Raw genomic sequence first — 25,662 nt, 5'->3', positions numbered from 1 at the left:
TTGCCCTCTCCACAAACACGATATATCGTGTTCGCATCGCGATATATCGTGATTTGGCTTTGAGACCGTGCGTTTTGCGAGACCGTGTAAGAGGAGAGGTCATGTCAGAGGAAACCTGGACCGTCACCGGCCCACAAACCATTGAGGTCGAGGGCGTCCGCTCCCTGAAGCTGGGCATCGTTAAGGGGCGCTTCGACGTCGTTACTCATGACGAGGCCGTGACGCGCATTGAAGTGTCCGAGATCGACGGTGATCCGCTCAGCATCAGCCTCAGCGACGGCAAGCTCGAAGTACGGCATCAGCTGCATGGCCCCCAAGGCTGGTTCCGGAACCTTATGGGCACGGTGAACAACACCAGCGCGAACTCGGTGGTGGTCAGCATTGCCGTGCCGCACAACGTCAAGGTCGAGGCCGGCACTGTTAACGGCGACGGCCTGCTTTCCGGGGTCAGCGGCCACACCAGGCTGAGTACCGTATCCGGATCTGTGATGGCCGATGGCACCCGAGGACAGCTCCAGGTCAGCACGGTCAGCGGAGAAGTGATTGTCCGTAATCACGAAGGAGTCCTCACCGCAAAAAGCGTCTCGGGCGAAGTCACAGCGTCAGGCGATTTCAGCAATGTGCGGGCAATCACCGTAAGCGGCGACCTCAGCTTCGACCTGCACGGCTTCACTGCCGACTTCGGCGCCAACTCTGTTTCAGGGGACCTGACCATTAGGCTGCCGCACGACGTCGGCGTCGATATCATTGCGAAGTCTGCCAGTGGCAGCGTGATGATCGATGACCAGCTCTATGCACAGCCCGGGGGCAAAGTGGAGACGATCGTCGGCCCCGACCTCAAGCTCATGCTGCTACGCACCAACACCGTCTCCGGAAAGACCTCAGTACTGCACTCCATTGGCCCGGACACAGGCGGTAGCCGGTCCACTTCGGGGGAAGCAGGCCGCTGATGCCCCCCGTCTTCGCCCATGGCGCCCTTCGGCTCTACATCCTGGCGCTGCTGGAATCCGGCCCAAGGCATGGCTATGAATTGATCAGGGCGCTCAGCGACCGTTTTGGCGGGACCTACTCCCCCAGTGCCGGTACTATCTACCCCCGTCTCGGAAAGCTCGAAGAGGAAGGCCTCGTGGCAACCGAGAGTGAAGGGCGGCGCACCAAATATTCCATCACTCCGGCGGGGCTTGCCGAGCTTGAGAGCAGGCGCGAAGAGCTTGCCGGCGTCGAAGAGAACATATCAGCCTCCGTCAGGCGGCTCGCCGACCAGTTGAGGGCGGATATCAGCAACAATATCCGGGGGCTTCGGGCCGATCTTGCGGCGACGGCGGAAGCGGTCCGATCATCCGCCCGTTCGGCGGACACTGTCCGTTCGCCGGACACTGTCCGTTCAGCGGACATTGCCCCTTCAGCCAACACCAAGGCACACGACCCTGCGTCCCCGGCTGCTCGTCCGGCGAACCAGCGGATGCTGAAGGAAGCGGAGATGCTCGTCCAGGCGTTCCGCGACGACCTGAGAATCGAACTTCGCCTTCACACAAGCAGGAATGAACTGACTCCATTGGCCCTCGAGACCGTGCGCACGGTCCTGGACCAGGCACGAAGCTCCATCCGCAACTCCCTGCAGTCCTAGAATTCCCTGCGGCCCGGCTGTCCGGGCGGCGATGACGCGCCGGTTCGCAGGCGTCTGGAGGATGTGGGAGACTGGAGGGCAGCTCTTTTGAGTATCGAAGATAAGGAGGCCAGCTATGAGCAAGCGTGCACGCAAGCGTCGTGACCGTAAGCGTGGCGGCGCGAACCACGGCAAGCGCCCCAACACCTAAGCCACCGGCTTAGCGTTACGGCTTGAATGAAGAGGACCCCGGAAACCAACGGTTTCCGGGGTCCTCTTCATGTGTATCCAGACGACGCCTGCTGTCCGGGCGGCGCCGTGAATTCAGCCGACGCCGGGCGGTTGCCTCAGGCTTCGACAGGCTTGATGGAATGGATCCTGTCCAGGATGGAGTTCTTGAGGTTTTCAGGCGCGGCCTCGGTGCAGGAGCGCTTCACCATGGACCGTATGAGGCATTCAAGGTCGTATTCCTCACTGCACTCGGGGCAATCCGCAAGGTGATCCTTGATCTCGGTGATGTCCTTCTTAGTCAGCGCGCCGTCGAGGTACTCGTAGATGCGCTGCATCCGCGCGTCATCGCAATCGCCCAATCCCTGGCAGTTGCTCATTTCCTTTTCTCCTGTGTGTTGCTTTCGGCCGCTGTCTGTTCCGCCGGCGCGGCGCTGAATCCCCGGTCCGCCGCATAATCGGCGAGGAGGTCCCGCAGCATCTTCCTGCCGCGGTGAAGGCGTGACATCACAGTCCCGATGGGAGTGTTCATGATGTCCGATATTTCTTTGTAGGCAAAGCCTTCTACGTCCGCGAAATACACGGCGAGCCGGAATTCCTCGGGGATGGCCTGGAGTGCCCTCTTGACGTCGGAATCCGGCAGGTGGTCCAGCGCTTCGGCTTCAGCTGAGCGAAGGCCGTTGGACGTGTGTGATTCCGCCCTGGCAAGCTGCCAGTCCTCGATCGTGTCCGAATTGGACTGGAGCGGCTCGCGCTGACGCTTCCTATAGAGGTTGATGTAGGTATTCGTCAGGATCCGATAGAGCCAGGCCTTGAGGTTCGTGCCGGGCTTGTACTGGTGGAACGCGGAGAAGGCCTTGGTGTAGGCCTCCTGGACGAGGTCCTCGGCATCCGAAGGGTTGCGCGCCATCCGCATGGCAGCCGAATACAACTGGTCGACGTACTGCATGGCGTCCCGCTCGAAGCGGATCCGCCTGTCTTCGGCGGTCTCCGCGGCCAAGTCGACGGCAGGCTCATCGACGGCAGGCTCATCCGCCGCCGGCGCCTCCTGCTGGAGGTCGTCGTCGTCGGCTGCTTCGTACAAGGCCGCTACGGCCGGATCAACGCTGCTCATTGCGTTCAAGTCTACTGTCACCCTCCGGCCGGCCGGGGGACCAACAGCGGGATGGGTCAATGCCTCCACGCCGTCCTTCACCAAAGTCAATCCAGGCTCCGCTCTATTTGTGCACCTACATCACGCCTTTTTGTTGCAACTGCGGGCGGCAGGCAAATATTCCGCAAAAGTGCAAGACTAGATCCGACTGAACCCCTTGAACGTTATGGCAAGCCATCCAGGAGGAAAGACATGTCCGTCATCCGTTTTCTCGCTCGACCCATGTTGGCCTCCAGCTTCGTAGTTGCGGGCCTGGACAAGCTCAAGAATGTTGATGACACTGCGCAACAGCTTTCTCCCTTGCTGCGCCGCACCTCGCAGGCGCTGCCGTTCAAGACTGACGAAAAGATGCTGGCACGAGTCATCGGCGGCGCCCAGGTGGGTGCCGGTGCCCTGTTGGCCCTCGGCAAGTTCTCGCGCTTTTCGGCCACCGTCCTGGCGCTCACCTCTGCTTTGAACGCCTATGTGGAGTGGCGCTCAGCTGACTCCGCCACCACCGAGGCACGCACTGCCAGGCGTTCCAGGCTGCTGAAGAACCTGTCCCTTGGCGGAGGCGTCCTGCTGGCCGCGGTGGACACCAATGGTCGCCCCAGCATCGCCTGGCGCGCAGAACACCTCGCTGCCGATGCTCGCAAAGTAACAGGCAAGCAGTTCAGGAAGGCCGACCAGGCCGTACGCAAAGCCGTCGACACTGCAGTTGGAGCATAAAGCAAGCATGACAGGACCCACCGCCGCCCATCAGTCCGCCAACGTAGCTGCCCTCCCACTGTGGCCGGCGCCCTTCGCCCGCCGTCCCGTGGATGCCACCGTCACGGTGCCCGGTTCAAAGTCCCTGACCAACCGCTACCTGGTGCTGGCGGCCCTCGCCGATGCTCCGTCCCGACTCCGTGCGCCCCTTCACTCACGGGATTCCGCCCTGATGATCGAAGCACTGCGCCAGCTCGGCGCCACCGTCACTGAGGTGCCGGGTGACGGCGACTATGGCCCGGACCTCGAAATCATCCCCATGACGGCGATTGATTTGAGGGCTACTGATTCAACGGCGGCCGGGACATCTGACACCACCGTTGACTGCGGACTCGCCGGAACGGTGATGCGTTTTGTGCCTCCCCTCGCAGCGCTCCTTAACGGCACCACAGTGTTCGACGGCGACCCCCACGCCCGCAACCGCCCGATGGGCACCATCATCGAAGCGCTGAGCGCCCTGGGAGTCGAAGTTGCAGGGACCGACGGCCGCCCGGCGTCGTCCCTGCCGTTCGTGGTTTCCGGCCATGGAGAGGTGCGCGGCGGACACCTCGTCATCGACGCAAGTGCATCCTCACAGTTTGTTTCGGCGCTGCTGCTCGTGGGCGCGCGCTTCACTGCGGGCCTTCACCTCGAACACGTTGGCAAGCCGGTGCCGAGCCTTGACCACATCAACATGACCATAGCCGTCCTCCGCGGCGTTGGCGTGCAGGTGGACGACTCCGTCCCGAACCATTGGGTCGTCGCCCCCGGGCCCATTAGGGCGTTCGACGAACGGATCGAGCAGGACTTGTCCAATGCCGGCCCCTTCCTGGCCGCCGCGCTCGCGACGGGCGGCACCGTGCGGATCCCGAACTGGCCAAGCAACACCACCCAGGTGGGGGACCTCTGGCGTGAAATCCTGGCCACTATGGGCGCCACGGTGACCCTGGAAAATGGCACGCTCACGGTAACGGGCGGCCCGGTGATCAAGGGCGCCGATCTTGCCGGCACCAGTGAACTTGCCCCCACCGTTGCGGCCCTTTGCGCCTTGGCTGAAAGCCCGTCCCGGCTCAGTGGCATCGCCCACCTTCGCGGCCACGAAACCGACAGGCTCGCGGCCCTCGTAGCCGAAATCAACAGACTCGGCGGAGACGCGGAGGAGACAGCCGACGGGCTCCTGATCCGCCCCGCTCCGCTGCATGGAGGAACGGTCCACAGCTATGCCGACCACCGCATGGCCACTGCAGGCGCCATCCTAGGGCTGGCCGTTGAGGGGATCGAGGTGGAGGACATCGCCACCACGTCCAAAACCATGCCGGAATTCCCGGAGATGTGGCAGTCGATGCTCGCCCAGAATGCGGGCAGCACGGACGCTAGCAGCTGATCGTGGGGCGCAGTACAAGTTCCTGGGACGAGTCCGATGTCCGGATTCGTCCCAACAAGAAGGGATCACGCCCACGCACGAAGGATCGTCCCACCCACGAGGACGCGGTCATCGGCCGGATCATTACGGTAGATCGGGGCCGCTACACGGCGGTGGTGGGCGAGGATACGGACAACGAGCGCATCGTTATCGCGGCCCGAGCCCGTGAGCTGCGCCGGTCCCCAGTAGTCCCCGGCGATTTCGTTGCCCTTGTCGGAGACGTCTCGGGCCTTCCCGACACACTCGCGAGATTGGTTCGGGTGGAGGAACGCAGGACTGTCCTCCGGCGCAGTGCCGACGACACCGACCCCATCGAACGCGTCGTCGTCGCCAATGCAGACCAGCTGGTCGTGGTGGTTGCAGCCGCGAACCCGGAGCCCCGGACCGGCTTCATCGACCGTGCCCTGGTGGCTGCCTACGACGCCGGCATCGACCCCCTCCTGCTCGTCACCAAAGCGGACGTCAAGGACCCTACGGAGCTCCTCGCGAACTACCGGAACCTGGATTTTCCCATCATCATCAGTCGCACCGCTGACGCCGGCGCCTCAGGCATCGATGCACGCTCCGATGAAGGGCTGTCCGCACGGCTCGACGTCGAGGCCGTCAGCGAGCTACGCGCCTTCCTCAACGGGAAAGTCAGCGTCATGCTCGGCCACTCCGGCGTCGGTAAATCCACTATGGTCAATGCCCTCACAGGGGCCGAACGTGCTACCGGCGGCGTCAATGCCGTGACGGGACGTGGTCGCCACACCTCCTCGTCGGCCCTGGCCCTTAAGCTAAATGACGCTCCTGTAGGAAGCTGGATCATCGACACCCCGGGCATTCGCTCATTCGGACTCGCCCACGTGGATCCCGACCGTATCCTGCACGCCTTCCCGGACCTTGAACCCGCCACGGAAAGATGTGAACGGGGTTGTAAACACGATGCCACCGCCGTCGGATGCGGGCTGGACAGCTGGGTGGCAGAAGGCCACGCCGGCCAATCGGGTCCGGCACGGCTGGCCTCGCTGAGGCGGCTCCTGGGGGCCGATCCGCGGCTTGAGGCGAAGGAAACAAAGGAACTGGGCACTGTCTCCTAGCGGCTGCTAGGGCAGAGATGCCGGGTGAGCAGCCGTTTTGCCGGTAGTTTGGAACCATGATTCAAGCTGCTTCGAGCTACAACGATGACCTGCGACTCGCCCACGTGCTGGCCGATTCCGTTGACGACCAGACCATGAGCCGGTTCAAGGCCCTCGATCTCCAGGTTGAAACCAAGCCGGATCTCACCCCGGTTACCGATGCTGACAAGGCCGCGGAAGAGGCCATTCGCGGCCAGCTGTCCCGGTCAAGGCCTCGGGATGCCGTCCTCGGGGAGGAGTTTGGCAGCACCGGTCATGGTTCGCGGCGCTGGATCATCGACCCCATCGACGGAACCAAGAACTTTGTGCGGGGCGTCCCTGTGTGGGCGACGCTGATTGCCCTCGTCGACGAAGGCGAACCCGTGATCGGAGTGGTCAGCGCCCCTGCACTGGGAAAGCGCTGGTGGGCGGCCAAGGGCGCCGGAGCCTACATGGGCCGCTCCCTGGCCGCAGCAACAAGGTTGAAAGTCTCCAATGTCTCCCAGCTGGCTGACGCTTCCCTGTCCTATTCCAGCCTCTCCGGTTGGAAGGAGCGCGGAAACCTGGATGAATTCCTCGGCTTGACCGAGGAGGTCTGGCGGACCCGCGCCTACGGTGACTTCTGGTCCTACTGCCTGGTCGCCGAGGGCGCCGTGGACATCGCCTGTGAACCCGAGCTGAACCTTTACGACATGGCGGCCCTCGTTCCGATCGTTACCGAAGCCGGTGGCAGGTTCACGTCGCTGGAGGGAGTGGACGGGCCCTTCGGCGGCAATGCGCTGGCCACCAACTCCATCCTGCATTCAGAAGTTCTCAAGAAGCTCAATCCCGGTATGGACGACCTCCTCTAGGACCACCTCCTTCAGGGCTTAACCTGAATATTCGACGGCGGACACCTTCCCTGGACGGTGTCCGCCGTCCTTTTATTCGAGGGAAAGGCACTTTGTCGAGCCGCCGTAACAAATGCCTTAACAATCAGGTGTGCTTTGAAAGGCCCCGCGATCATGTCCTAATCTCGAATTAGGTCACGAGTGCCAGCGCTAAACCCCGGTTTGCTGGCCGGCAACCCTCTTTCGCGGTGGGGTGCCCCGGGTGACGACCAGGCCGGTCCGGAGCGGATGCGGCAAGCGCGGATCCCATGATGTGGGGTCCTTCCCAAGTGAGGTCCCATGAGCACTGCCACCTTCACCCCCAATGCCGCAGCTACCCTTCCGGCAGCAGCCAGCGCCGATGTTGCCCGATCGGTCGCGGCACGTCCCCTCGCAGCCGTCACCGGTGCGGAGCTCCAGGCACCGCTGATCCAGGGCGGCCACGTCCGCTATGCAAATCTCGACTACGGAGCCTCCGCACCTGCGCTGACCATTGTCTCGGCGTACCTCAACGAAATCCTGCCGTTCTATGCAAGCGTCCACCGTGGCGCAGGCTACGCCTCACAAATCAGCACCTCGGTGTATGAAAACTCCCGGAACATCGTGCGGGATTTCGTCGGAGGGCGTCCGGACGATTCCGTCATTTTCACCCGCAACACCACGGACTCCCTGAACTTGCTGGCAGGGTGCCTGCCAGTGGAGGATGGCCGGCACGCAGGCGAAGTCCTTTACCTGGACATTGAGCACCATGCGAACCTGCTTCCCTGGCAGGGCGTGCCGCACCGCAGCATTGTCGCTTCCAACACCCTTGCAGAGACCATCGCCAACGTGCGTGATGCACTGTCCCAAGGCGGGGTCAGCCTCCTGGCCGTCACCGGCGCGTCCAATGTCACGGGCGAAATCCTGCCAATCCGCGAGCTGGCGGACCTGGCCCACGAGTTCGGTGCACGGATCCTCGTCGACGCGGCCCAGCTCGCCCCGCACCGCCGCATCAACATCGCGGATTCCGGGATCGACTACCTCGCCTTCTCCGGGCACAAGCTCTATGCCCCGTTTGGTGCCGGAGTTCTCGTTGGGCGTCCGGACTGGCTCGACGCCGGCACACCCCACCTCGCCGGAGGCGGCGCCGTCCGGGAAGCACGGCTGGATTCGGTGAACTGGGCAACCGGGCCCGCCCGACACGAAGGCGGCTCACCGAACGTGCTGGGCGCCGCGACACTCGCGCGTGCCACGCAGGTTCTGGCCGGGCTGGACCAAGACGACTGGCACGCCCATGAGTCGGGAATTCGCGCCCACCTTGTGGAGGGCCTGCGCAAGATCGACGGCGTGACCGTCCACCAGATCTTCAGTGACACCGATCCGGACAAAGACACGATCGGCGTCGTCAACTTCTCCATAGAGGGCTACGACGCCGGCCTCGTCGCCGCATATCTGGCCGCCGAGCACGGAATTGGCCTAAGGGACGGCCGTTTCTGCGCGCACCCCCTGCTCAAGCGCCTGGGCCTGCCGTCGGGTTCCCTGCGCGCCAGCTTCGGCGTGGGTTCCCGGCTCGAAGATGCCCAGCGACTCCTCGCCGGCATCGAGGAACTCAAGCGCACAGGGCTGGGCTGGGACTACGTAGTCGACGCAGGCCGCTGGGTTCCCGCCAACGACCACCGCAGCTACCCGGAGTGGGCGCCCAATACGCCCGGAACCGCTGGCGCCGCTCCCTGCAGCACCGACTAGCGCTGCAGCACCGCCTGGCCCGGCAGCAGCGACCTGCCCTGCCATACCTCTAGATGCGGGCACCGACCAGCGGAACCCTGCGGTAGATTCGAAGGGTAGTTAAGCACCGGTATCGCTGTAAGGAGTTTGTTGCGTGGCACTGCAACCAGGACGCAGGCCAGGCGGGCCGAAACTTGCAGCCCATCGCCGTCGGGAACTTGGCCTAAGCTTCCAGGACGGTGGCGAGCATTATCATCGGGTCCGTCCGGGCTACCCTGGGGACTCGGTGGACTGGCTGCTTCCGGATAACGCCAGGCAGGCCGCCGACGTCGGAGCGGGAACCGGAAAGTTCACGGAACTCCTGGTGTCGCGTGGCCTGGAGGTGACCGCCGTCGACCCTTCAGCGGACATGCTTGAGCAGCTTCGCAGGGACCTTCCCACCGTTACCGCGCTGGAGGGCACTGCCGAGGCGACGGGACTGGCGGACTCAGCATTCGACGTCGTCAGTGTCGCCCAAGCCTGGCATTGGTGCGATCCGCTCCGGGCAAGCAGGGAGATCTCCCGCATCCTACGGCCGCAGGGTGTGATCGGGTTGATCTGGAACCAGTTAGACACCTCTGTCCCCTGGGTCCACCGGCTTTCCCGCATCATGCATGCAGGCGATGTTCACAAGCCCGGGTTTAAGCCCGTTATCGGTTCGCAGTTCAGCGGCTTGGAAAGCCATCTGACTTACTGGGAAGATGCGGTCACTCCGGAGGACATCATCGAGCTGTCCAAGTCCCGCAGCTACTATCTGGCGGCCAATGACCATACGCGGGCCAAGGTCATCGGCAACCTCGAATGGTACCTCCTTGATCACTTGGGACACGGCGCGGGCGAGCTGCTGCCGCTGCCCTACCTGACCCAGACGTGGCGGGCGTGGAAATCTCATTGACGGAGCGTTCACGGTAGGCTTGGACGCGTGAAGACCTACACGCCATCCTCCTCGATCGAGGACTACGTCAAGGTCATTTATTCCTTCACTGAATGGCAGGACAAACCCATTACGTCCTCGCAGTTGGCACAGCGGCTAGGAGTAGCCAACTCCTCGGTTTCCGAGATGGTGCGCAAGCTCAAGGACCAGGGGTTGGTCCACCACAGGCCCTATAGCGCTATCACCCTCACCGCCGATGGCGTGAGGCTTGCCCTCGCGATGGTGCGCCGCCACCGCCTGATCGAAACGTTCCTCGTCCAGGAAATGGGCTACCGCTGGGACGAGGTCCATGACGAGGCGGAGATGCTGGAGCATGCGGTGTCGGATACCTTCATCGAGCGCCTGGCAGCCAAGCTGGGCGATCCGCAGAGGGACCCCCACGGCGACCCGATCCCCGCCGCCGACGGCTCGGTCCTGCTCCCTGTCGCACACCGAATGATTGAACTCGACGAAGGACACTCCGGCCGAATCACGCGCATCAGCGACGAAAACCCGGATCTCCTGCGGTATCTTGCCTCGGAAGACATCGAACTCGACGCCGACATCACCGTCCTGGGCCGGAAGCCCTTCGGGGGTGCTCTCATGGTCCGCATCCGCGGCAACCAGGACAGCCGCGACTTCGATCTCGCGGACGAAGTCGCCTCAGCCCTATGGATACACAGCGAGACCGTCCATGAAGGCTGCACCCTGGCGGACGGCTGAGTGGCTCCGGCGCGCGAAGCGGCCTGGAAGGCGTGGCTTGCTGTGGCAGTCGGAGGCCTTGCAGGAACAGAACTTCGCTATGGCCTTGGCCTGCAGTTTCCGGAAGCACCGGGCGCTGTTCCCTGGACCACGCTGGGGATCAACGTTGGCGGCAGTTTCATCCTGGCCGCCCTGACCACTATCTGGATCGCAAGGCCCCTGACAGCTTTCTGGATCCGGGCCGGAATTGGACCCGGCGTCCTGGGATCATTCACCACTTTTTCCGCGGTGGTCCTTGTCCTTGACCAGCTAGCCAGGGATGGCGACTATGTCACGTGGCTGCTGTATCTGTTGCTTTCACTGGTGCTCGGCCTCGCGGCGGCGGGCGGGGGCTGGAGGGTCGGGAAAGCGATCGCCGACCGCCTGGAGAAGTCAGCATGCTGACGGCAGCCCTCGTGGGACTTTTCGGGGTTGCCGGTGCCCTGCTCAGATTCTCGGTCGATGCCTGGTTCGCGCGAAGGACCTTCTCCGGAAGGACAGAGGCCCGACGACATTGGCCGTGGGCAACCCTGATAGTCAATGTGGCCGGCTCGTTCATCATCGGAATCTCGATCGGGCTGAGCAAAGTTTGGCAGCTTGACCCGGTCTGGCACACCGCCGTCGCCACTGGCCTTGCCGGCGGGCTGACGACGTTCAGTTCCTGGACCACCGCCACAGTTCGGCTGGTATCTGAAAACCGCTATTCGGCGGCCGGCCTGAACGTGGCCATGAACCTGGTGGCCGGCCTGGGTGCAGCGGCGCTGGGCATCACCCTGGCGGGTTGACCGCCCGGGCGCCTTCCGCCGTCGAATCCTCCAAAGGCGGCGGGTTCCGAATACCGACCGCCGAGGCCAATGCCCCGAGCAGCAGCAGCACAGCGATAACCACCATGCTCCGGTGGAGGCCCGGCGTCGTCACTTCGGGACCCAGGATGACCCCGGCGAAGGCGACACAAATGAGACCTGCGCCCCTCGCTACGGCGTTGTTAATTGCGGAGCCGATGCCCGCCAGTTCCGTGGGCACAGCCCCCAGGATGGCAGAAGTCAGCGGGGCAACGGTCATTGCGAGTCCAAGGCCGAAAACGAGGAGCCCAGGAAGCACCTGGCCCACGTAGTCCAAGGGCTCCCGCACTGCGAGCAGCAGGAGGAATCCTGCGGCGCATAAGGCCGGGCCGCCTGTCATGAACCAGCGGGCTCCATACTTGCCCGCGAGTCCGCCGAAATAAGTGGACGCCAACATCAGGATCAGCGTCGACGGCAGCAGGAGGATGCCGGCGAGGGTAGCACCCATTCCTCCTACCTGCTGCAGGTAGATCCCAAGGATAAAGAAGCCGTAAGTGAAGGCTGCGTAGATTGCCGTCGTAGCGATGTTGCCCCAGCCGAAGTTGCGGATCCAAAAGAGCGACAGCGGCAACATGGGGGCCGCCGTGCGGCGTTCATGAATGACGAACAACAGCAGTGCCAGGAGCCCCAAGGCCATCGGCAACCACACGGCTGGATTCTGCCAGCCAAGGTTGCTGTGTTCGATCAAGGCGTAGACGGGTCCGCCAAGGCCAATGATCGCCAGGAAAGCCCCCAGGAAGTCGATGCGCTCGGCGCTGGTCCCGGCCGTATCTTCGTGGCGCACTTCCAACAGGACTGGCCAAATCGCAGCCAAGGGCACCACGTTGATAAAGAAGATCATCCGCCATGACAACAGGTCTACCGCCACTCCACCCACGAGTGGCGCCACAATCGCCGCCCCGCTGGTCCAACCGGACCACTGGCCAATGGCCCGCGACTGGGCGGGGCCGGAGTAGAAGCTGATGATCATGGCCAGGGAACTCGGCACCAGCAGCGCGCCCGCTACACCCTGCAGGGCACGGGATACGACGAGGACCTCACCGGACCAGGCGAGCCCGCACATTACCGAAGTGACCGCGAAGCCGCCCAAACCCCATTCCATCACCCGCGTGCGGCCAAAGTGGTCCGACAGCGAGCCCGCGACGAGGATCAGGGCACCAAGAGTGAGCAGGTACGCGTCAATGACCCATTGCTGGATGACCAGGCCGCCCCCGATGTCGCGGCTGATGGCAGGGAGAGCCAGGTTGACTACGAAGCCGTCCAGGAAAGCGATGAATGATGCCACGACTGCGACGACGAGAACGCGCTTCTGCAAGGGGGTGCTCGGCGCGATTTCCGCTGCTTCCGCCATGTGGACAGCCTACGCCCGCAGCCGCTGTTAACTTCAGGGGGAATTGGGCGTAATTTACAAGGAGGGGCCACACCGGCCCCTCCACGAGGAGCCCAAAATGCCAGACAAGTCGCCGCATCAGCACCAGGAAAAGAAGAGCAAGAATATCAAGGCTAAACGGGCGGAGAAACGCGCCAAGGGCGCACCCGGAGCTCCGGCCGACCCCGTTGCCCATCTCAAGAAACGCTGAACGGAGCCGAGGCTACATGGCCTCGGCTTCATCCATTTAGCTCTATAGCTGCTCCATCATCTCGCTGGGAATCGCCACGATATTGGCCACTTTGCCCTCGCGAAGGACGGTCAGCGGGAACGGCTCCCCGATCGCCTCGGCGAACAACAGCTTTTGCAGGCTCTCGGCGCTGGAAACGGGCCGTCCCTGGGCGCTCAACACCAAGTCATCCGGCCTGAGCCCCGCGTGCTCCGCCGGGGAATCCGGAATCACTTCGACAACACGGAGCGCCTCCCGCTGTCCGGTTCGCATCACCGCACTGGCATCCAAAGGAATAGGGGTGCTCACCAAGCCCAGGTAAGCACGCCTCACACGACCGTCGCCCAGGAGCGCGGCGATGATTCGCATCGTTGTGCTGTTGATCGGCACGGCAAGTCCCAGCCCCATCCCCGCCACGGCCGTGTTGATGCCCACAATCCGCGCGCTGGTGTCCGCCAAGGCACCACCCGAGTTGCCGGGATTCAGGGCGGCATCGGTCTGGATGACGTCCTCGATCACCCTGCGATGCCGTCCCGCCCACACCGGAATGGATCGTCCAAGTCCGCTGACCACGCCGGCTGTCACGGAACCTGACAATCCCAGCGGGTTACCCACGGCAATGACCATTTGTCCCACCCTCAGGGTCTCGGCGTTACCCAGGGTCGCGGGCGCCGCCGTCGAACGTCGCCCGTGCACGATGGCGAGGTCGGACAGCGGATCGGCGCCAACGAGCTCTACCTCCGTGTGCGTCCCGTCCGCAAAGACGGCGCGGCCTGACTTGATGCCGGCAACAACGTGGGCGTTGGTCAGCATGTAGCCGTCCTCGGTGAAGAGTACGGCTGAGCCACTCCCCATGCGGACTTGTCCATTGCGACGGGTGCCGGTCATCTCGATGGCTGCGACGTGTGGCGTGACCAGTTCAGCCACGTGGATGACAGACCGTGAGTAGGCGTCCAGCACGTTCTCCGCGCCGCTGTCAGGCACTTCCTGTTCCGATAGCGTTCCCACGGCAGACCTCCCTGATAAAACAACCGCTTTCGTCTATTACAACTGCCGGGGACGTGGTCCTACTCCGTCTTGGCCTACGCCTTGAGTGAACGGGCGAACGTGAGTGCGAACTTCAGTGACGGCTTAACGAAAAAACACCCCGGTCCGAAGACCAGGGTGTTCTCTGTGGAGATGGGGGGAATTGAACCCCCGTCCGATGTCGTGTTGTCAGGGCTTCTCCGGGCGCAGTTTGCGTCGGATTTTCTCGGCCCCAGCCATCCTGCAAACAGGTGGCTGATCCGGGCCCAGTCATCTAAGAGTCCCGTTTACCCCGATGACGAAGGCAAACAGCAGTGGCTATCTAAATGACGCCAGGATCCGGGGCGATAGCAACCCCGGGCTGACGGACTGTCTTACTGCTTAGGCAGCGAGAGCGAAGTCAGTGCGCTTAGATTCGGCACTTATTGGTTTGCAGACAGCGTTTACGAGATAATTCTGCATCCTCGGCCCGCTTCACCTGTCGCGACTAACATCGTCGAAACCGATCATCCCCATATTTTGTTACCAAACCGGCTGGCCATGCCTGCCGGACTATCAATTGTAACGCATGCGCCCGACGATTCATTCCAGCCTAGCGACGATTGCGTTCGCGCATGACCCGCAGGGCTTCGCGCTTATCCTGCTGCTCCCGCAGGGTCTGCCGCTTGTCGTAGTCCTTCTTGCCGCGGGCGATGGCGATTTCCACCTTGGCGCGGCCATCCAGGAAGTACAGCTGCAAAGGCACCACCGTAAAACCGGATTCCCGAATCTTGTGGGAGATCTTGTTGAGCTCCTCACGGTGGAGCAGGAGCTTCCGACGACGGCGGGCGGCGTGGTTGGTCCAGCTGCCCTGGTTGTACTCCGGGATGTGGATGCCTTCCATCCACAGCTCGTCATTGTAGAAAGTGCAAAAGCCATCCACCATCGAGGCGTGGCCCTCGCGGAGGGACTTCACTTCGGTCCCCATCAGCGCGATGCCTGCCTCGTAGGTATCCAATACGTGGTAGTCATGCCGGGCCTTGCGATTGGTGGCCACTACCTTACGGCCACTTTCCTTGGGCACGGTAGAACTCCTTGCTCGATGCGGATTTCCAATAGTCTACGCCAGCGAAGGCAGGCGGAAGCTCCCTACAAGAGGGACATTGGGTCTACTGTCGCACCGTTCAGCCAGGTCTCAAAATGGGAGTGGCAGCCCGTGGAGTTTCCGGTGGTGCCGGAGTAGGCGATGAGCTGTCCCTGGCTGACCTGGGTACCCGGCCGGACCGTGACGCTGCTGTTGTGATAGTAGACAGTGGTCAGGGAGTTGCCTTGGACAACTCCGTGCGAAATCATCACGGTATTGCCGCCTCCCAGGCTGGTCCAGCCGCCTACCGTGACAGTTCCTGAGGCGGCCGCGTAGACCGGAGTCCCGCACGGTGCCCCGAAGTCTATCCCGGTGTGCATGTAGCCGCCGGTTCCGTAGAAGTCGATAGTGCCGGGCGGCGTCGCGCGCCAGCCGAAGCCGGAAGTGATGGGGATGTTCCCGGCAAAAGGATGCCGTAGCCCAAACGCCGACGGCGGTCCAGGCTGGGGAACGAAATTCTTCTGTCCGGCAATTTCGGCGAGCCTGCGCTGCTCAGCCTCCCAGGCTTCCCTGAGTTTGCGGTCACGTTCCACGATCTGCGCAGCCACCGCCTCCTGCAGGGCCTTGACCTTCTGCAGCTGGCTCTGGATTCCGGGCTTTGCAGCCTGGAGTTCACCGTTGAGCCTGGTGGTGTCCGCGATGAGCTTATCCACCTGGGCTTTCTTTGCTTCGGCCTCGTCGCGCGCTGCTTTTTCCCTCGCCAGGGCAGCATCAGCCTTGGCCTTGAGATCCTGGATTTCGGCTTCGACGGCGGCCAGCCGGGCCTGGGCGTTGACGTTGCTGGCATTCTGCTGGGTCAGCTTTTCCATGGCGGCGTTCTGGCTACGCAGGGCCTGGTCGGCGAGATCCATGCTGTCGGTGAGGCTTCCGCCGTCGTTGACTCCCAACAGGAGCGTAAGGTTCGATGGCACGCCCCCTGACTTATAGGCCTGGGTTGCAATTTGGCCGATCAGCTTCCGGGTGTCCGCGATCTTCTGCTTGTCATCCTCAAGCTGCTGGGTGATCTTCGCCTTGTTCTGCTGGGCGAGTTCAACCCGGGCGGCGAGTGCCTCGACTTCCTTCACTGCAGTGGCTACCCGACCCTGCGCTTCAAGGAGGGCTTGTTGGGCGCCGGGCAGCTGGCCCTGGTAAATGACCAGATCGGCCGCTGCTTGGGCGATGCGGGAGTCCACGAATTCGAGGGACTGCTGTACCCGTGCTGCCTCGGCTTCGAGTGCCGCCTGCTGGTCTTCGAGTTCATCGGCCTGAACCGCGGGGGCGGAACCCAGGGTGGCGGCAAGGACAAGGATCAACGCCCCGCAGAGAGCCCGGTTCCGATACCCGGAAATCCTTGACCAGAGGGGTGTCCGGCTGGCTGTGCTCATCTGGCTTCCTTTTCGCTTGGGTCCGTCGCTCCTCCTTGTTCCCTCCACGGTTACACCTTCAGGTAACGGCGGAGGGTTAGAAGCGACGACAAACCTGCGAGCCCGCCCCCCAGCGCGATGAGCACGGGAGCAATGATAAGGGCTTGGGTGGCCGAGATAAAAGGCGTGTCCGGAATCTGTTTGGACAACGTCTCTCCTAGCCAGAAATGCGCCACCAGCCACAGCGTGAGCGATGCGAGCATAGCGCCTACGACGGCGGCAATGACGCCCTCCATGATGAACGGCAACTGAATCACTGTTTTGGACGCCCCAACAAGTCTCATGATGCCGGTCTCACGGCGCCGGCTGAAGGCCGACAGCCGAATCGTGGTCGCGATAAGCAGGACAGCGCAAATGATCATCACAGCGGCAATGCCGACGGCGGCCAGCGACGCGGTGTTCATCCAGGAGAAGAGCCGTTCCAGCAGCTTCCGCTGATCCGTCACAGATTCGACGCCAGGCTGGGAAGAGAAGGTCTCGCTGATGATCTGGTACTTCTCGGGATCCTTCATACTCAGGCGGAAGGAGGCCGGCAGTTGGTCCGGAGTCACTGAATCGACGATCGGTGAATTGGAGAACTGCTCCTTGAAGTGCGCATAGGCCTCGGAGCGGGACTCGAACTGGAAGTCACTGATGTACTGCTTCACCGACGGCGATTCCAGCAGCTTTTGCAGGTTCGCCTGCTGCTCGTCGGTGACGGGCCCGGAGGCGCAGCCGGCCGCCGTCGAGGTGTCATTGCAAAGGAAGATGGCCACCTGGACTTTGTCGTACCAGTAGCCCTTCATTTGGTTGATCTGCATCTGCAGCATGCCCGCGGCACCGACAAAAGTCAGGGAAACAAAAGTCACCAGGATGACCGAAACCACCATGGACAGGTTTCGCCGGAGACCGCTGCCGATCTCACTCAGGATGAAGGCGAGCCTCACTGCTGCTCCCCCTGCGCCCGGCTGATTTCCTGGCCGCTGGCATCCTTCAGCCGTCGCGACTCCCCCACCACCGGAATCATTGACGTGTACAGCGCCTTGGCCTCATCGCGGATAACCCTGCCGTTCTTGAGCTCCACCACGCGTTTGCGCATCTCGTTGACGATGTCGTCGTCGTGGGTTGCCATGACTACCGTGGTGCCGTTCTGGTTGATCTTGTCCAGGACGCCCATGATGCCCATTGACGTGATGGGGTCCAGGTTGCCGGTGGGCTCATCCGCCAGCAGGATTCCAGGCCGGTTGACGACAGCGCGTGCGATTGCCACGCGCTGCTGCTCACCGCCTGAGAGTTCGTGGGGCATGCGCTTCTCTTTGCCTTCGAGTCCAACCGTCTTGAGGACCTCGGGAACCGTCTCGCGGATGATGCCGCGGCTTTTGCCGATCACCTGCATGGCAAAGGCGACGTTGGCGAAGACGTTCTTCTGCGGCAGCAGCCGGAAGTCCTGGAACACGACGCCGATACCGCGACGGAGCCTTGGGACACGCCAGCTTGGAATGTTCGCTACGTTTTGTCCGGCAACGTACACAGAACCCGAGGTTGCATGGTCTTCCTTCAGCACCAGACGCAGGAAGGTGGACTTACCCGAGCCTGAGGCTCCAACGAGGAACGTAAATTCACCACGTTCGACCTCAAGGCTGACCGAGTCCAGCGCCGGCCGGGCCTTCTGGTCGTAGACCTTGGTGACATTTTCAAAACGGATCATGACTCTTCAGAACCCCGCCGGATGCGCCTAAATGGCCCCGTCCAACAGCCGGCGCACGGGCTTTCGTTGGGGGAAGTAGAGCACCGGCCTCTCGACTATATGCACGGTCTCTCTTGAAAGACCGGGAGCTCGGGCGCGTGTCGCCCAATCAGCCCTTGGAAGTTCCGGTCCTGGACGCCCTACGCTGCCGAGTTGCGGTTGCCGGTGCGCCAGCGGATGCCGGCGTCGATGAAGTCGTCGATGTCCCCGTCAAGAACGGCGGAGGTGTTGCCCACTTCGTGCTCGGTGCGGAGGTCCTTGACCATCTGATAGGGGTTCAGGACGTAGGAGCGCATCTGGTCACCCCAGGATGCCTTGACGTCACCGGCAAGAGCCTTCTTGGCGGCGTCTTCCTCTTCCTTCTTCAGGAGCAGCAAACGCGACTGCAAAACACGCATCGCAGCGGCACGGTTCTGAAGCTGGGACTTTTCGTTCTGCATGGACACCACGATCCCGCTGGGGATGTGCGTAAGGCGCACGGCGGAGTCTGTTGTGTTGACCGACTGGCCACCCGGTCCGGACGAGCGGAAGACGTCGACACGGATTTCGTTGTCCGGGATGTCGATGGAGTCGGTCTGCTCAATCAGGGGAATGACCTCGACGGCGGCGAAGGACGTCTGTCGACGTCCCTGGTTGTCGAAGGGGCTGATCCGGACCAGGCGGTGCGTTCCGGCCTCTACGCTGAGGGTGCCATAGGCATACGGTGCCTTGACCTCGAAGGTGGCCGACTTCAAGCCCGCTTCCTCCGCGTAGGACGTATCCATGACTGTTGTGGGATACCCGTGCCGTTCCGCCCAACGAAGATACATGCGCATTAGCATCTCGGCGAAGTCGGCGGCATCGACGCCGCCTGCTCCCGCCCGGATGGTCACAACCGCTTCTCGCTCGTCGTATTCACCGGAAAGGAGCGTGACTACTTCAAGTTCGGCCAACGCCTTGCGAATAGACGCGAGTTCATTGGCTGCCTCGGTCATTGAGGCGTCATCGCCTTCATCCTGCCCGAGCTCCACGAGTACTTCGAGGTCGTCGATTCGGCCGGCCAGCTTGTTGAGTCTCTCGAGTTCCGACTGCCGGTGCGATAGTCGAGAGGTGACTTTCTGCGCCGACGCGGGATCGTCCCACAGATCAGGTGCACCGGCTTGTTCGCTCAAATCGGCGATCTCTGCTTTCAACGCGTCGACGTCGGAAACCTGCTCTATGGAGCTGTAGGTGGCGCGAAGTGCGCGGATTTCTGCGGGAAAATCAATTTCTGCCATGGTGTTTCCAGCCTACGCCATTGGCCGCAATCCACTCGGAGTGTGTCTGCCCGTCTGCATACTGGCCTTGTCTATTTGGCTTGTCTACCTTGCCGGTCTACCTCGTCAGGCGGGAGCGCGCGCTCGAGGACGCCTCAATCAGCACACCCTCCGGCAAGAGGAAGTTCACAATCGGAGGCTGGACGACCGCGGAAAGAACCACCTCGGCCGTAGACGAATCGGGAGTTCCAGTCCCGGGCGCAACGGCCAGACCATCAAAGCGTGCAAAGGCAGCGTTCCTGTTGAGGTAGGACTGCGTCTCGTTCCGGACCCTTTCGGCGGTGAGCACCGCCGTCGGACTTCCCAAGCCGGCTTCCACTGCTCCCAGCGTGTAGCTATCGGCGGCGGCCGCGGCCGCACCGTCCGCAAGCGACAACAGCTTCTTGTGTTCTATATAAACCGCCGAAACGGCCATGATCACGGTAGCCAGGAGTAGTGAGAGAAGCACAAAGCCAACGATCATCACCATCATTTGCCCTTCCTCGCTGGACGCAGCCTGCCCCTTCGCGTCGATCTGCCTGATAGTCACGGTCACCGGAACCTCCCGACAATTTGAGTGGCCGTTCCGCTAAGGTGTGCCGCATCCAGCCGCAATGTATCGGAGAAGGGAAGAAGTGGAAGAGGCACTCTCAAATCAACCGTTGCCGTCACAGCAGTGCCTGCAGAGAGGCAGTCTTCGCGGTCGCAGACAATCGTGATCGTGGCGTGGCTTGCGGTATGTCCGTGATCGGCGAGCGCAATGAGAGCTGCCTTCTCTGCCGCTGCCGTCGCAGACTGGTGATCGTCCTGCATCACATACACTTTGGCGGCCTGATCAGCCGCACCCACTACAGCGAAGGACCCTCCCTGGATCTGACCGATGGTGACCACAAAATAGACAACGGGGACCATGAGCAGCAGAGCGAGGAAAGTGAACTCGACGACAGCGCTGCCTTCCTCCCCTGCAAGCATGACTTCGCCTTTGCTGAGTGATCCCGGATGAAGAGCACTCCTGAACCACCTACTTGGCGAAGGCAGCATGGCCTTTTACCTCCAGCAAAGCGCTCGGGCCGATCAGGCCGATCACAGGCAGTGGAGCCCTGACCGTCACCTCCAGTGTCCTCATTCCCTGAAAGTCCGCTTCCGTCGTCGTGATGTCCTGGGTGAACCCCGAGTTGAGGGCTGAATCTATGAGTTCTGCAGTCCTCAAGCGGGCATCCGCCTCCGTCCGGTCCGCAAGCGTCCCGTACCGTGCTCCGGAGGCAGCGGCGTCGATGAGCGTGTTCCGGACGTGAAGCACCAGGGTCAGCTGGATGATGGCCATAAAGAACATCGTCAAGAGTCCCCCAACCAGCACAAAGTCGACCACGGCTGAGCCTTGTTCATCCGATTCCGATCGTCGATTCCTCAGCCGCCATCCGCAGCGCAGGCCGCGGAGGACTCGCCCGCCCATGGACTAATTGCCGACCTTATCCATAGCTTGGTTGAACAGGCCCTCAAGGGCGGGGGTGGCCAACGCAAGCAACGCTGCCACGAGGACCGCCGACATGAGCGTGATCATGACCCAACCGGGAACGTCTCCGCGTTCCCTGTGGTCTCCCTGCTTGTCAGCGTCGTGCCAGGCCTTCCTAAGCAGCCCCACAAGCCTGCTAAATCCGAACTTCTTCATACCATTCCCCGTTCCTACGCTGTTGCTGTCTGTTCCAGATTTCGTTTCTATATCCTGCGTCCAGGCCCGTCCGATCCTTAGAAACCCAGCCGAAGCGCCGCGATTCCGGGATACACCGCAAAAATGACGGTCAAGGGCAGCACCCCGAAGACCAGCGGCACCATCATTCCGATTTCCTTGCGACCCGCAGACTCCATGAGTTCTCGCTTGGCAGCGTCCCGTACATCCTGGGCCTGGGCCCTGAGCACATCGGCCAGTGGAGTTCCGCGTTCCACGGCCACAACGATTCCGTCGACAAATCGGATCAATGGTCCAAGATCCGTCCGCGAAGAAAACTCCTGGAAAGCCTGCACCAGGGGTTTGCCTGCCCTGGTGTCAGCGAGGACCCTGGAAAATTCCTGCGCCAACTCTCCCCTTGCGCTGTGACATACACGATCCAGCGCACCCACAGCGCTCATACCTGCATTGACCGCGAGTGCCATGAGCTCTGCAAGGCTTGGAAACTCAGCGAGCATTCGCGCCTCGCGTCGGCGGATTTGTTGACCCAACAGGTAATCCCGCAGCAGGAATCCTCCCGCGGCACTACCGAAAACGGCAACTACGGCAAGAACAGGACTCAACCGGCCGGCTGAGGCATTCAAGATAACGAACACAATCGCCGTGAGGAAGCCAAGGGCGGACCAGAGAAGCTGCTCGGCGCGAAAATCCAAGGCAGTCTTGGAGGAGCCTGCTTGCGCCAGCCTCCTGTTCAAGGACTTCGAGCCGAGATTGAGTCGTCCCAGCTGGTGCATGGCGTCATTGACCACGGGGAGCAGGATCCTGCCCAAAGGACCAAACGGGGTCACATTGTGACTCGGCGCGCGGAGCAGGCGCGATTCGAGGTTCTGGGATTTCAGCTGCGGCTCGACCCTGTCGACAAATCGCCGCCTCCGCATAAAGGGCATTCTCAGTAGTGTCAGCCATAGCCCGGCACCCAGCAGGAGCCCGCAAAGGACAGTTGCGGCGTTCAGGGTGTTCATCTCAGGACCCGCTCGTCCTCGGGCAGCGCACCAATTCGCAACATGGCGGAGTAACAGAGGAGGGAAACAACAAGCCCGCCTAAAAGCACCGCCGCCCCCATGGCTGTGTTGTATGCGAGCACAGCCTCGGGGCGGGAGGCCAGCAACACAAGTACGATCCAGGGCGCGGCAACAGCCAAGCGCGCGGCATTGATCGTCCAGGACTGACGCGCTTCGAGTTCACTGCGAGTCCTGGCACTTTCGCGGAGGAACTCGGCCAGAGTGCCCAGGAGTCGGCCGAGGTCCGAACCGCCGACCTCCCGCGTCAGACGCAGAGCCTCAATGATGCGATCGGCAACAGGATCCGCAAGGCGCTCCTTGAGCTTCGTCAGTGATGAGTCGAAGTTACCTCCGGAGCGATAATCGGCTCCGAAATCCCGAAAGACGTGGCGCAGTTCCTCAGGGCCATTTCCCGCCAGCTGAATGAGGGCCTCGGGAAGCGACAAGCCTGCCCTGATGGCGGAACGGAGATGGTCAACCACGTCAGGCCAGAGCTGTCGCAGAACCGCCGCACGTCGCCGAGCCCGCCACCTGACCACTGCGAACGGAAGCCATGTGGCGAACAAGCCGAAGCAAACAGCTATTGGCAGTGACCCGGAAACGACAAAGAAGGCCAAAGTTGTAAACAGTCCCAGGCCGAGGCACGAGGCCACAAGGCCTGCGGCGGAGACCTTCTCGATTCCGGCAGTTCGAAGCAGGTCCTCGAGGCGATTCGGCTTCGGTTCGGGAACGCGCCTGCTTGGTTGCTCCTCCCACGCGGACCACCACACCAGGAATAGCCCAACTCCCCCAAGTATTCCCAGTAGGGGCGCCATCAGCCCTCCCCCAGGAGGGAGGCGACATCGAAACCCGCCCGGGAAAATTTCTCGACCGCGGGCATTGAATTGGCCATGGGTTGCAGGACGTCGTCCTGCAATCCGAAGACCATCGAGGATTCGATGATGCCGTTCTCAACCCGGCGGCCAAGGGCAAGGATTTCAGTGACCTGGCGCCTCCCGTTGGACAGGCGGCTGCAATGAACTACGAGGTCAATACAGGACGCGACTGTCGGAAGGACAAAGGAACTTGAGATGTTCTCTCCGGCGAGCAAGGGGAGAGTGCAGATTTTGGTGACGGCGTCGTGAGCCGAATTGGCGTGGACGGTGCACATGCCTGGCAAGCCCGAATTCAAGGCAATCAACATATCCAGGCTTTCTGCTTCCCGCACCTCACCGACCACCAGCCGGTCCGGGCGCATTCGCAGGGCTTCCTTTACCAGGCGACGCAACGGAATCTCGCCTTCCCCCTCAAGGTTCGCCTGGCGACATTGGAGGCCGACGACGTCCCGAAGAGGAAACTGCAGTTCGAAGATTTCCTCCACCGTTACAACCCGCTCGCGCGAGCCGATGCTGGCTGCCAGGCAATTGAGCATGGTGGTCTTCCCTGCCTGGGTGGCTCCGGATACGAGGATGTTCAATCCGCTCGCAACGGCTGCTCCCAGGAACCGCGCCGCATGGGGCGTGAGGGTGCCCAGCTCAACCAGGTGCTCAAGCCTGCTTGCTTTCACCACGAACTTGCGGATATTGACTGCCCAGTTACGCCTGGTGACGTCGGGAATGACGACATGGAGCCGGGAACCGTCCGGCAGGGCAGCATCTACGAACGGCGAGGACAGGTCCAGCCTTCGTCCGGAGCTTTTCAACATGCGCTCAACGAGATCCCTCACCTGCTGTTCGCTGAGGCTCACCGAGGTTAGCTCGGATTCGCCGTTCCTGGCCACGTACACCTCGTTGGGTGCATTCAGCCAGATTTCCTCAATGGCAGGGTCATCGAGAAGTGGTTGAAGGGGGCCAAAACCCGCTATCGCATCAAAGACGTGCTTTCGTGCATTCTCCAGCTGGCCGATAGGCGGCAGAGGTCCAAGAAGTGCCCGCTCGTCGTAATCCAGCACGGCCGCCTCAACAAGCCGACGGACTTCAATAGTTTGGTGAAGGGGATCAAGACCGCGTCTCCGGATGAGCTCCCGCACCTCGTCCTCGACAATGCGAACAGCATCCATGTTTTCCCCAATACTCTGTCCCTTGCCCTGTCGCAAAGAGAAGACCCGCCAATTGGAGCCAACGCTAGGGCAGAGCAGCGTATGCCTCCAAGTCACATGGGTCGGCTGTGGACAACCAGTAAAGGCAACACCACGTGTAACAACAGAACCACTAGCCTCACCAGTTCGCTGATGTTATGGTAGGGCGGTTAGAGCCGGCTTCTGGGGGGCAACGATGAGCGGCTCGGGGTGCCTCTACAGAGCCTTCCGCCGGCATGCGCGCTTCGAAAGGCGGCCCCTTCCATGCCGAAACCGACCACGACAGACACCATGGAGCCTCGGAATTTCAGACTCCATGAGGCCATCTTGTCCGTGTCGGCAGGGTTGCTCGCCCTCATTTTCATGATTACCGGTATTGGACCCGCCTCGGCGCAGCCGACGCCCTTGCCAACACCATCGCCGAACGGTAACTCGCCTTCCCCGGGGCCAAATGGACAGAAAACTCCGCGCGAGGGTGGGTCCCCCGTCGCGGAGGCCATGAAAGAAGCAATGCGCCGTGAGATGCCTCGCGGCGGTGCGGAAATGGGCCAGAGATCTGCCAGGGTCCTGGAAGAGAAGGGGAACGCTGCGATCAGCCTGCCGGCCGCCGGTTCAATGGCAAAGGGCGGAATTCTTCCCCTGGTCCTTGCGGCGGCCCTGGATCCCAACCATTGGCGACCGTCTTTTGGCGTCCAAGGGCAGGACGTCAGCTCCCATCAGGGCAATGTCGACTGGGCAAGCCAATGGAACCAAGGGTCGCGCTTTGCCTACGTCAAGGCAAGCGAGGGCAACTACTACCTCAATGAGAATTTCTCCCAGCAATACAACGGATCCCGCAACGTGGGCATGCTGCGGGGGTCCTATCACTTTGCGATTCCCAACTGGTCCTCGGGAGCGGATCAGGCCCGATACTTCATAGCCAACGGTGGCGCCTGGGCGGCGGATGGAGCCACGCTGCCGCCGGTCCTGGACTTTGAATTCAATCCCTACGAAGGCAGGACAATTGGAGGGTTCTATTTCGGAGATACCTGCTATGACATGTCGCCGTCGCAATTGGCTTCGTGGGTACGCGATTTCGGCAATACTGTACGCTCCCTGATCGGCCGATACCCGGTCATCTACACCAACACGGCCTGGTGGAACCACTGCACCGGGGACGCCCCTGGATTCGGAGAATACCCGTTGTGGGTGGCCCGGTATCCCAGCTCCCCAACAAATGATGCGGGCCCGCTTCCCTCAAGTTGGAGCAGGTACAGCATGTGGCAGTACAGCAGCACAGGGCCATTCGCCGGGGACTCAAACATCTGGAACGGGTCCTACGCGGACCTAGGCGCATTCGCCCGAAACGGCGTTCCGAGTGCAGCGTTCCAGGCTATTTCGGGGTTGCG

At 62.1% G+C, this 25,662-nt stretch carries 30 protein-coding genes, 1 other RNA gene and 1 riboswitch; of the genes, 14 read left to right on the top strand and 17 right to left on the bottom strand.

Features of this window, described 5'->3' with window-relative positions; genetic code table 11:
- Positions 1 to 101: 101 nt before the first annotated feature.
- From J7E82_RS10380 to J7E82_RS21310, 3 genes are all read left to right on the top strand, one after another.
- Positions 102 to 950: a DUF4097 family beta strand repeat-containing protein gene (locus tag J7E82_RS10380; RefSeq protein WP_214862531.1), complete on the top strand. Its 849-nt coding sequence runs from the start codon at positions 102 to 104 to the stop codon at positions 948 to 950.
- A complete protein-coding gene (locus J7E82_RS10375; RefSeq protein WP_214862530.1) occupies positions 950 to 1,627 on the top strand; it encodes a helix-turn-helix transcriptional regulator in 678 nt (225 codons plus the stop codon). Before J7E82_RS10380 ends, J7E82_RS10375 begins: the two co-directional genes overlap by 1 nt.
- A 115-nt stretch (positions 1,628 to 1,742) precedes the next feature.
- On the top strand, positions 1,743 to 1,817 hold the full coding sequence (locus tag J7E82_RS21310) for a 50S ribosomal protein bL37 (protein ID WP_369299106.1): 75 nt from the start codon (positions 1,743 to 1,745) through the stop codon (positions 1,815 to 1,817).
- 136 nt (positions 1,818 to 1,953) lie between these two features.
- Here the strand turns inward: J7E82_RS21310 and rsrA are convergent, their stop codons facing one another.
- Both rsrA and J7E82_RS10365 read right to left on the bottom strand, forming a co-directional pair.
- Entirely contained in the window at positions 1,954 to 2,214 is a 261-nt protein-coding gene (rsrA, locus tag J7E82_RS10370) for a mycothiol system anti-sigma-R factor (RefSeq protein ID WP_214862529.1), read from the bottom strand.
- Positions 2,211 to 3,038: a sigma-70 family RNA polymerase sigma factor gene (locus J7E82_RS10365; protein ID WP_374223608.1), complete on the bottom strand. Its 828-nt coding sequence runs from the start codon at positions 3,036 to 3,038 to the stop codon at positions 2,211 to 2,213. Before J7E82_RS10365 ends, rsrA begins: the two co-directional genes overlap by 4 nt.
- 141 nt (positions 3,039 to 3,179) lie before the next feature.
- On the opposite strand from J7E82_RS10365, the gene J7E82_RS10360 reads away from it, so the two are divergent.
- The 9 genes from J7E82_RS10360 to J7E82_RS10320 all read left to right on the top strand — a co-directional run bounded on the left by J7E82_RS10360 (position 3,180) and on the right by J7E82_RS10320 (position 11,284).
- On the top strand, positions 3,180 to 3,695 hold the full coding sequence (locus J7E82_RS10360) for a DoxX family protein (protein ID WP_214862527.1): 516 nt from the start codon (positions 3,180 to 3,182) through the stop codon (positions 3,693 to 3,695).
- 7 nt (positions 3,696 to 3,702) lie between these two features.
- Positions 3,703 to 5,097 (top strand): 3-phosphoshikimate 1-carboxyvinyltransferase, encoded by a 1,395-nt coding sequence (gene aroA, locus J7E82_RS10355; protein WP_214862526.1) that lies wholly within the window; start codon positions 3,703 to 3,705, stop codon positions 5,095 to 5,097.
- Between the two features lie 2 nt (positions 5,098 to 5,099).
- Positions 5,100 to 6,215, top strand: a complete 1,116-nt coding sequence (gene rsgA, locus J7E82_RS10350; RefSeq protein ID WP_214862525.1) for a ribosome small subunit-dependent GTPase A — start codon at positions 5,100 to 5,102, stop codon at positions 6,213 to 6,215.
- Positions 6,216 to 6,271: 56 nt separating this feature from the next.
- Entirely contained in the window at positions 6,272 to 7,084 is an 813-nt protein-coding gene (hisN, locus tag J7E82_RS10345) for a histidinol-phosphatase (protein ID WP_214862524.1), read from the top strand.
- A gap of 172 nt (positions 7,085 to 7,256) precedes the next feature.
- A riboswitch (SAM riboswitch) is annotated at positions 7,257 to 7,369 on the top strand.
- Between the two features lie 33 nt (positions 7,370 to 7,402).
- Positions 7,403 to 8,827, top strand: coding sequence for an aminotransferase class V-fold PLP-dependent enzyme (locus J7E82_RS10340; RefSeq protein ID WP_214862523.1), 1,425 nt, complete (start codon positions 7,403 to 7,405; stop codon positions 8,825 to 8,827).
- A 133-nt stretch (positions 8,828 to 8,960) separates the two neighbouring features.
- Positions 8,961 to 9,740, top strand: a complete 780-nt coding sequence (locus tag J7E82_RS10335; RefSeq protein WP_308113752.1) for a class I SAM-dependent methyltransferase — start codon at positions 8,961 to 8,963, stop codon at positions 9,738 to 9,740.
- Positions 9,741 to 9,767: 27 nt separating this feature from the next.
- Positions 9,768 to 10,481, top strand: coding sequence for a metal-dependent transcriptional regulator (locus J7E82_RS10330; protein WP_214862522.1), 714 nt, complete (start codon positions 9,768 to 9,770; stop codon positions 10,479 to 10,481).
- 42 nt (positions 10,482 to 10,523) lie between these two features.
- Entirely contained in the window at positions 10,524 to 10,904 is a 381-nt protein-coding gene (locus J7E82_RS10325) for a CrcB family protein (protein WP_308113751.1), read from the top strand.
- On the top strand, positions 10,898 to 11,284 hold the full coding sequence (locus J7E82_RS10320) for a CrcB family protein (RefSeq protein ID WP_214862520.1): 387 nt from the start codon (positions 10,898 to 10,900) through the stop codon (positions 11,282 to 11,284). The genes J7E82_RS10325 and J7E82_RS10320 overlap by 7 nt, the downstream gene beginning before the upstream one ends.
- On the opposite strand, the gene J7E82_RS10315 is transcribed toward J7E82_RS10320, so the two are convergent.
- On the bottom strand, positions 11,268 to 12,692 hold the full coding sequence (locus J7E82_RS10315; protein ID WP_214862519.1) for an MFS transporter: 1,425 nt from the start codon (positions 12,690 to 12,692) through the stop codon (positions 11,268 to 11,270). The two genes, J7E82_RS10320 and J7E82_RS10315, sit on opposite strands and share 17 nt — an antisense overlap.
- A 97-nt stretch (positions 12,693 to 12,789) precedes the next feature.
- Between J7E82_RS10315 and J7E82_RS21025 the strand changes: the two genes are divergently transcribed.
- Positions 12,790 to 12,921, top strand: a complete 132-nt coding sequence (locus J7E82_RS21025; RefSeq protein ID WP_285289722.1) for a hypothetical protein — start codon at positions 12,790 to 12,792, stop codon at positions 12,919 to 12,921.
- Between the two features lie 42 nt (positions 12,922 to 12,963).
- On the opposite strand, the gene J7E82_RS10310 is transcribed toward J7E82_RS21025, so the two are convergent.
- The 14 genes from J7E82_RS10310 to J7E82_RS10245 all read right to left on the bottom strand — a co-directional run bounded on the left by J7E82_RS10310 (position 12,964) and on the right by J7E82_RS10245 (position 24,256).
- Complete coding sequence (locus tag J7E82_RS10310) at positions 12,964 to 13,947, bottom strand: S1C family serine protease (protein WP_214862518.1); 984 nt, start codon at positions 13,945 to 13,947, stop codon at positions 12,964 to 12,966.
- 163 nt (positions 13,948 to 14,110) lie between these two features.
- Positions 14,111 to 14,479: a transfer-messenger RNA gene (gene ssrA, locus J7E82_RS10305) on the bottom strand.
- A gap of 78 nt (positions 14,480 to 14,557) precedes the next feature.
- Complete coding sequence (gene smpB / locus J7E82_RS10300; RefSeq protein WP_214862517.1) at positions 14,558 to 15,028, bottom strand: SsrA-binding protein SmpB; 471 nt, start codon at positions 15,026 to 15,028, stop codon at positions 14,558 to 14,560.
- A 65-nt stretch (positions 15,029 to 15,093) separates the two neighbouring features.
- Positions 15,094 to 16,452, bottom strand: a complete 1,359-nt coding sequence (locus tag J7E82_RS10295; protein WP_214862516.1) for a M23 family metallopeptidase — start codon at positions 16,450 to 16,452, stop codon at positions 15,094 to 15,096.
- 50 nt (positions 16,453 to 16,502) lie between these two features.
- Entirely contained in the window at positions 16,503 to 17,417 is a 915-nt protein-coding gene (gene ftsX, locus J7E82_RS10290) for a permease-like cell division protein FtsX (RefSeq protein WP_214862515.1), read from the bottom strand.
- A complete protein-coding gene (ftsE, locus tag J7E82_RS10285) occupies positions 17,414 to 18,178 on the bottom strand; it encodes a cell division ATP-binding protein FtsE (RefSeq protein WP_214862514.1) in 765 nt (254 codons plus the stop codon). Before ftsE ends, ftsX begins: the two co-directional genes overlap by 4 nt.
- A gap of 179 nt (positions 18,179 to 18,357) precedes the next feature.
- Positions 18,358 to 19,473 (bottom strand): peptide chain release factor 2, encoded by a 1,116-nt coding sequence (prfB, locus tag J7E82_RS10280; protein ID WP_214862513.1) that lies wholly within the window; start codon positions 19,471 to 19,473, stop codon positions 18,358 to 18,360.
- A gap of 97 nt (positions 19,474 to 19,570) precedes the next feature.
- The gene (locus J7E82_RS10275; RefSeq protein WP_214862634.1) at positions 19,571 to 19,984 is read right to left on the bottom strand and encodes a pilus assembly protein TadG-related protein; all 414 of its coding nucleotides are present in this window, start codon (positions 19,982 to 19,984) and stop codon (positions 19,571 to 19,573) included.
- Positions 19,985 to 20,043: 59 nt separating this feature from the next.
- Entirely contained in the window at positions 20,044 to 20,463 is a 420-nt protein-coding gene (locus J7E82_RS10270; RefSeq protein ID WP_214862512.1) for a hypothetical protein, read from the bottom strand.
- A gap of 49 nt (positions 20,464 to 20,512) precedes the next feature.
- The gene (locus J7E82_RS10265; RefSeq protein ID WP_308113747.1) at positions 20,513 to 20,860 is read right to left on the bottom strand and encodes a pilus assembly protein; all 348 of its coding nucleotides are present in this window, start codon (positions 20,858 to 20,860) and stop codon (positions 20,513 to 20,515) included.
- Positions 20,861 to 20,947: 87 nt separating this feature from the next.
- A complete protein-coding gene (locus J7E82_RS10260) occupies positions 20,948 to 21,160 on the bottom strand; it encodes a hypothetical protein (RefSeq protein WP_214862510.1) in 213 nt (70 codons plus the stop codon).
- 77 nt (positions 21,161 to 21,237) lie between these two features.
- The gene (locus J7E82_RS10255; protein WP_214862509.1) at positions 21,238 to 22,179 is read right to left on the bottom strand and encodes a type II secretion system F family protein; all 942 of its coding nucleotides are present in this window, start codon (positions 22,177 to 22,179) and stop codon (positions 21,238 to 21,240) included.
- Positions 22,176 to 23,033, bottom strand: a complete 858-nt coding sequence (locus J7E82_RS10250; protein ID WP_214862508.1) for a type II secretion system F family protein — start codon at positions 23,031 to 23,033, stop codon at positions 22,176 to 22,178. Before J7E82_RS10250 ends, J7E82_RS10255 begins: the two co-directional genes overlap by 4 nt.
- A complete protein-coding gene (locus tag J7E82_RS10245; RefSeq protein ID WP_214862507.1) occupies positions 23,033 to 24,256 on the bottom strand; it encodes a CpaF family protein in 1,224 nt (407 codons plus the stop codon). Before J7E82_RS10245 ends, J7E82_RS10250 begins: the two co-directional genes overlap by 1 nt.
- A gap of 633 nt (positions 24,257 to 24,889) precedes the next feature.
- Between J7E82_RS10245 and J7E82_RS10240 the strand changes: the two genes are divergently transcribed.
- The coding region (locus J7E82_RS10240) for a lysozyme (RefSeq protein ID WP_374223610.1) at positions 24,890 to 25,662 on the top strand (773 nt) is incomplete at its 3' end.

Source organism: Arthrobacter sp. ISL-30, from assembly GCF_018613855.1.
In the GTDB taxonomy this organism is placed as follows: domain Bacteria; phylum Actinomycetota; class Actinomycetes; order Actinomycetales; family Micrococcaceae; genus Arthrobacter.
The sequence above is the reverse complement of the archived record's forward strand: the minus strand, read 5'-3'. Positions and strand labels throughout refer to the sequence as shown.